Raw genomic sequence first — 6013 nt, 5'->3', positions numbered from 1 at the left:
TTGCTTGTCTGTCAGATCACCGCGAGCCACCCGAAGATCGTTTCACAGTGAAGATCAACATCTCAAACACGCCCTAGAGATCTTTAACGGCTGGGGTTACGAAGGAGCACATCCCCTTCGGCGGGCCGTGGGCGCCGCGCGGAGCCATCGATTTGGCAAGGTCGACCGCCATCGGTGGCAGGCTGCTGCTCGCCACAGCTGTCGCATACGACATCTACGATGTGGCGACGCCGCCGAGCGGCCCAGCGCACGCAGACGGCCGTGCACGACGGGGCGAGCCTGGCGGGCCGGCTTGCGAGCGCGGGCTACGGCGCCAGGGCCAGCTCCCTCGGCGGGCAGGTCGGGCTGTGGTCGGCAGCGGGATCGGCGAGGGCAATTGTGGACGGAATCGAGGATCTGTTCCAGATGAGGAACTGGCTGGCAAGGCTGCTCAGGAAGGAGCGGCACCGCAGTGCGGAAGAGGACTCGGCAGCGGTCTCGTCGCAGGGCCCGGTGTGGAGCGATCCGGAGATCCCGGACGAGGAGCGCGCGGTTCTGCTCGTATGCCTCCTCGAAGACCCCACGGCGCGCGAGGACGAGCAGGAGGACGCGGCGTCGGGTCTGGAGTTCCTGTCTGGTCCGTTCGTCGAGGCGGCCTTGATCAGGGCCATCCGGGACGGCGACTTCAACAGCGACCTGGCCCAGGCCTGCGCCGAGTCCCTCGCCGGCATCTGGGCCAGGGAGGGCCAAGTCGATGCCGCCTTCCTGGCGGAACTGCGCGGCCTGGCGAAGGAGCTGATCTTCGGCATCCTCGGCAACCGTGCCCCGCACTTGCTGCCCCCTAGCGCCCTCTAGAGATCTTTAACGCCTGGGGATGCGGCGGTTGGAGGTTGAGGCCGGTTTTGGCGATGAGGCCATCGATGAGGCCGGGTCGGTACTGCATCTGTTTGAGCCGGGTTTTCACCAGTACGGTGAGCTCGTCGAGGCTGTGTTTGGTGAGGTTGGCCAGCGACCGTTTCAGGTGCGACCACACGCCCTCGACCGGGTTGAACTCCGGAGCGTATGGCGGCAACTGGTAGACGGTCAGCCATAATCGGGCGTCGATCAGCCGCCGCATGGTGCGGCTGACGTGCGTGTTCAAATTGTCCCAGACCAGCACGACCGGGCCGCCGAGCTGCTGGTGAGCGGCATCAAGCAGGTGGGCGTAGTCGGTCTCGGCGAAGCCCTTGCGTCGGTCTTTGGCGGGGCCGCGGTCGAGGTGGATGCGATAGATCAGCCGTGGCCGGTGGCCGGCCTTGGTGCAGATCAACGCCGCCATCGAGACCCGTTTGGTGCCCGCGGCGGTGACCTTCACGAGCGGGGTGCGGCCTCGGCGGCCCCAGGTGCGGCCTTTGGGCGGCCTCAGGCCCTGACCTGCCTCGTCCTCGAAGCAGAGCCCGGCGCCCAAGTCCGCCGCCTTCTTTTTATGACGGGCCACCGCTCGTCCTTCCAGGCGGCGATCTTCGCCTCGTCCCGCTCGGTGGCCTTGCGGGCCGGGACCTGCACGCTCCAGCCAATGCGGTGCAGCAGCAGATCCAGCCCGGCCAGGGTGTACTCGGCCCCGAACCGGCGCCGCACGATCTCGCCGATGCGGACCAGCGTCCAGCACTGGTCACTCCAGCCCGACGCGGCCGGACCGACCTCCAACACCGCCTCCAGCACGCGTAGCTGGTCGGTATCGAGCTTGCATCTGGCGCCACCGGGCCCCTTGGAGACCAGCGCCTGGCGGCCGCCCGTGGCCAAGGCCCGACGCCAACGGTTCGCCGACATCCTGGTCACCCTGAACCGCCGAGCCACCTCCCCGTTACTGGCCCCGGCCTCGATCAAGTCAGCCGCCGCGAGCCGGACCTGCTCACGCCGATCCCGCTCCTCGGCCGTCAGCCCACCGCCATCGGGATACCTCATCTCTCCGGCATAGCGCGGCCCACGACAACCGTCACGACCCCCGTAACCCCAACCATTAAAGATCTCTAGACGCATTGAAGCCGTAAAGAATCAATGTGTCGGTGTGTCGGTTTACTCGTCCGCGGCCGCGAGGAGATCGGGGGCGGTGCGGTAGCGGGTGGCGGCCGGGGGCGGGAGAAGTCCGCCTTCCGCAAGCAGGGGCCGGATCTCGCGGACGACGTTCCCGATCGAGGACCTGCTCACGTCCCCCAGCGCGTCGGCAAGGACGTCCAGGGTGCACAGTTTCCGCAGGTAGAGGATCGCGACCACGACGCGTTCTCGGTCGCTGAGCTTCTGGGGGAAGACGCCGCCGCGGCTGCCCGGCTGGCGCTCAGCGCCCCGGCGCTGGTAGGAGGCCCGCTCAACCTGGGCGATCTGGCGTGGGGCAAGCCGGCGGGTGAGTTCATCCAGCTCCGCGCGGGACATGCCGGTAAGCCGCGGATGGGACAAGCTCTCCATGATCCGGGTGCGCGGCGGGGTCTGGTCGGTGTCGAGGAAGGCCATCAACGCGTCCGCCCTGGTGAACCGGCTGGGAGCGTATCCGGGCTGGTGACCGTGGTCCTCCAGGACACGTCGTGTCTCGGCGACAAGGTGGCCGACGCATTCAGGGGTGACCTCCAGCATGTCGGCCAGCAGCTTCATCGAGCAGACCTGTCGCTGGTAGAGGAGAGTAAGCAGAACCCGGGCGGCGTCGTCGAACAGCGGCTTGGCCCGCTGATTGCCGGTGGCGCGCCGGGCTCGTCCGCCGCGCTGCTCGCTGTAGCGTTCCTGGGACCGAGCGGCCTGCAGCGGAGCCAACTCGGCGCGTAGACCCGCGAGTTCCGTACTACTCAGCCCGGTCAGGCGGGGGTCCGCCAGGCGGGCCAGAAGCTCGCGGCGCCGGCCGGAGACGCCGTGCGCCTCGCTGGCGGGCAGGGCCTGCGGCGCAGATGGTTCGGGCAGCAGGGTGTAGTTCCACTGGCCGTGGACCTCGTGCCGGACCAGCGGCAGCGCGGCGAAGCGATCCTTACTGATCGCGATGCCCGTGGGGTAGTCGCCGGGATCAAGGTGGGCCTCAACGCGCAGACCGGCCCGGGTGCGGGTGGCGGCGATCGTCTCAATGACGACGTCATGGCTGGTCAGCGGCCTGTCGCGCCAGTTGTGGGTGATGTGGGAGAACAGCCGGTGCTCGATTTTGTTCCATTTACTTGTGCCCGGAGGAAAGTGACACAACGTGATCGCCAGTCCGGTTTCGGCGGCCAGAGCAGCCAGTTCGCTCTTCCAGACCCGATAGCGGTAACCGTTGGAGCCGCCCGCGTCCGAGGTGATCAGCAGCCGTGCCGCCTTCGGGTAGTCGAGGCTGCCGCGACAGCGCCACCAGCGGCGGATGGACTCGACCGCGAAGACCGACGTGTCGTGGTCGACACCGACGTTGACCCAGCCGGTGTTGCGGGCGATGTCGTAGATCCCGTACGGGATCGCCTGCTGAACGTCCGGGCCGCTGAAGAAGAAGTGATGGTCCTCCACCTCGACCGGTTCGCCCCTGGGCCGCCACTCGCGGCCGGCCATGGGCAGCCGTCCGATCTGCTCCCGCTTCTTCGTGTCCACGCTGATCACCGGCTCACCGTCGGCCTGGTGCTGCTTGACCTGTTCGTTGATGTAGCGGAACTGGGCATCCCGGTCGGGATGCTGGGCACCCTCGAGGGTCTTGACGTTCGCCTGCAGGCTGAAGCCCTCCTGCTTGAGCAGCCGACCCACCGTCGGCGCGGACACCGGGTGCCCCTGCCGGGTCAGCTCCTCGGCCAGGTTGCGCAGCGACTTCGTCGTCCACCGCAGCGGAGACTGAGGATCTCCCCGCTCGTCCGGCTCGACCAGGCCCAACAAGGCTTGGAGCAGGGCGGGATCGTTGGCTTCAGCCCGCTTGCGGCCTCCGCCCGGTGCACGCACTCGGCCGTCCGGCAGGGGCCCGGCCCCCGCTTCCAGCTCCGAAACGCCACGACGCACGGTCGTCTCGCTGACCTGCGCGATCCGCGCTACTGCCCGTATCCCGCCATGCCCGATCAGTCGGGCCTCGGTGGCCAAGGCCAGCCGCCGCTGCCGCTCGTTCAGATGCGGCAACAACACCGAGAACCTGCACTGGAGTTGGGAACAGATCTCCTCCGGAACCGCCATACCCTGACAACGATCCCACACCTGTAAAGCAGCACCTTGATTCTTTACGGCTTCATTGCGCTCGGAACATCACGAACTGCCTGCCGAAGTCCGCACAGCCTGGCGCGACAAAGGCGATGCGGGAGATCCACAACGCCGAGGACCGCGCGCATGCCGAGAGGGCTATCGACGCGTTCGCCCGCACCTACGGCACGAAGTGGCCCAAGGCCGTCGCGAAGATCACCGACGACCTGGACGAGCTGCTGGCGTTCTACGACTTCCCAACGGAGCACTGGGTCCACCTGCGGACCACGAACCCCATCGAGTCGACGTTCTCCACGGTCAAGCTCCGCACTAAGGTCACCCGCGGCGCTGGCAGCCCGGCAGCCGCCCTGGCGATGGTGTTCAAGCTCTTCGAGTCCGCCCAGGCCCGCTGGCGCGCGATCACCAGAGCCTCCCTCGTCGCTCTGGTCCGCTCCGGGGCCAAGTTCGAGAACGGCCTCCTGATCGAGCGAACGCAGGCCGACGCTGCCTAATCGCCTCGTTTTCAGTCCGGCCGGCGGGGTGTCGGCGCCTCGGGGGCCTCGGCCGCCTCCGCTTGACGGAGCACGTCTGAACCCACGAACTCGAACAGCCGCATGCCGTGGCGCAGTGGTTGAGGGGTGCCGGCGAATCGGTGCACGCCGACCCCGAATCCAGCTTCCACGGCTGACAGCCACCGCAGTTCGAACCCCTGCGTCTCGAACCAATCGCAGATCCGTGGGACCCGGTCGGGGACACGGCGGTGACGTGTCCAGATGACGGTGCCGTCAGTCGTGCACAGCTGTTTGCAGGCTGCGATGGTGCGCTCGATGTCCGGGTCGGTGATGTTGCCGAAGACGCCACAGACGAGAACCAGATCGGCCGGGACCATGTCCTTGTAGTGGTCGATCAGGGAGGCGTCGCCGGTCACGATCTCAACCTGCCGCAGGTCTGCCCGGTCGGCTCTCTCCCGAGCGACGGCGGTGCTCCGCGGGTCCAACTCGACGAGCCTGGCCCGCACATCGTCGCGGCGCGGGTGAGCGGCCAGAACCTCCAGCAGATCACGGCCGTCCCCGGCGCAGAGGCTGACCACCTTCACCTCACCAGCCGGGGCCTCCGACAGGGCCGCAAGGATCCGTCCTTGAACCGTCTGCAGGCGACGTGCCATTGATGAGTCGGCAACGTCATACTGGTCGTGCCAGGCGCTCCAGTCCACGAACGGATGCTACGACCCCAAGCGCCCGCGGGCGGCCTCTTTGGCCGATCAAGGTCCCATCCACAGGTCTTGACTATTGCTCCCCTAACCGCCGTCCCGCGTCCGAGCCTGCGTGTGGTTGGTATTACGGACCGTACTTCTGCCTCAATCGAGTCAAGGAGATGTCCGCGACGCTAGACCGGCCTGCGATTCCAAGGCTCCGTGGTGTAGGGCGCCTACGGCACTGCGCCGTGGTCGGCCGGGGGCTGTTCATCGGGGGTCTGTTCGGTGCGCGAGGCGGCAGCGGCTTCGAGTTCGGCCCAGTCCCAGGCGAAGGAGCCGTCGCGCAGGGCGGCGATAACGGCGGCGACCCACTGCAGTTCAGCGTGGGTGATGGCGCGCAGGTACTCGCTTTCGATGAGCGCGACGCGCGGGACGCCGTAGCCCCCGAGTTCCGTGGCGAGCTGTGCGTCGAGTTCGGCCACGCGCTGCGCGAGCCGACCTTCGCGCTGCTCCAGCAGCTCTGCGGCGTCCTCGGGCGGCAGCAGGAGCAGGAAGGACAGGCCGGCGGGGAACTCGGGGTACTCGTTGCGGGGGGTCGAGATGATCTCGGCGAGCCACTGGCGGGAGGTCTCGCGGCCCGTGTCGGTCAGGCGGTACACGGTGCGTTCGGGATATCCCTCGTCGCGCTCCGTTTCGACGGCC

At 67.8% G+C, this 6013-nt stretch carries 6 protein-coding genes and 1 pseudogene; 2 read left to right on the top strand and 5 right to left on the bottom strand.

Annotation, left to right across the window (positions count from 1 at the left end):
• Positions 1–219: 219 nt before the first annotated feature.
• Entirely contained in the window at positions 220–834 is a 615-nt protein-coding gene (locus KVT45_RS54395) for a hypothetical protein (RefSeq protein WP_217562453.1), read from the top strand.
• On the opposite strand, the gene KVT45_RS54390 is transcribed toward KVT45_RS54395, so the two are convergent.
• The 3 genes from KVT45_RS54390 to KVT45_RS54380 form a co-directional block, all read right to left on the bottom strand.
• Positions 821–1384, bottom strand: a complete 564-nt coding sequence (locus tag KVT45_RS54390) for a transposase (protein WP_254648730.1) — start codon at positions 1382–1384, stop codon at positions 821–823. The two genes, KVT45_RS54395 and KVT45_RS54390, sit on opposite strands and share 14 nt — an antisense overlap.
• The gene (locus KVT45_RS54385; RefSeq protein WP_217562449.1) at positions 1381–1923 is read right to left on the bottom strand and encodes a winged helix-turn-helix domain-containing protein; all 543 of its coding nucleotides are present in this window, start codon (positions 1921–1923) and stop codon (positions 1381–1383) included. Before KVT45_RS54385 ends, KVT45_RS54390 begins: the two co-directional genes overlap by 4 nt.
• 111 nt (positions 1924–2034) lie before the next feature.
• Positions 2035–4113: an ISAzo13 family transposase gene (locus KVT45_RS54380; RefSeq protein WP_217562448.1), complete on the bottom strand. Its 2079-nt coding sequence runs from the start codon at positions 4111–4113 to the stop codon at positions 2035–2037.
• Positions 4114–4163: 50 nt separating this feature from the next.
• On the opposite strand from KVT45_RS54380, the pseudogene KVT45_RS54375 reads away from it, so the two are divergent.
• Positions 4164–4628, top strand: a pseudogene (locus tag KVT45_RS54375) (transposase); the annotation flags it as partial.
• 11 nt (positions 4629–4639) lie between these two features.
• Here KVT45_RS54375 and KVT45_RS54370 read toward each other — a convergent pair.
• Positions 4640–5329, bottom strand: coding sequence for a class I SAM-dependent methyltransferase (locus KVT45_RS54370; protein ID WP_217562446.1), 690 nt, complete (start codon positions 5327–5329; stop codon positions 4640–4642).
• Between the two features lie 215 nt (positions 5330–5544).
• On the bottom strand, positions 5545–6013 hold a 469-nt coding region (locus tag KVT45_RS54365), incomplete at its 5' end, for a PadR family transcriptional regulator (protein ID WP_217562444.1).

Source organism: Streptomyces sp. GbtcB6, assembly GCF_019091475.1.
Lineage (GTDB): Bacteria > Actinomycetota > Actinomycetes > Streptomycetales > Streptomycetaceae > Streptomyces > Streptomyces hyaluromycini.
Note: the sequence above shows the minus strand (reverse complement) of the source record. Positions and strands in the feature narration are given on the sequence as shown.

Coding starts and splice junctions, on each gene's coding strand:
- KVT45_RS54385 (WP_217562449.1), bottom strand. CDS start 1,923: ATGAGGTATCCCGATGGCGGTGGGCTGACGGCCGAGGAGCGGGATCGG.
- KVT45_RS54395 (WP_217562453.1), top strand. CDS start 220: ATGTGGCGACGCCGCCGAGCGGCCCAGCGCACGCAGACGGCCGTGCAC.
- KVT45_RS54380 (WP_217562448.1), bottom strand. CDS start 4,113: ATGGCGGTTCCGGAGGAGATCTGTTCCCAACTCCAGTGCAGGTTCTCG.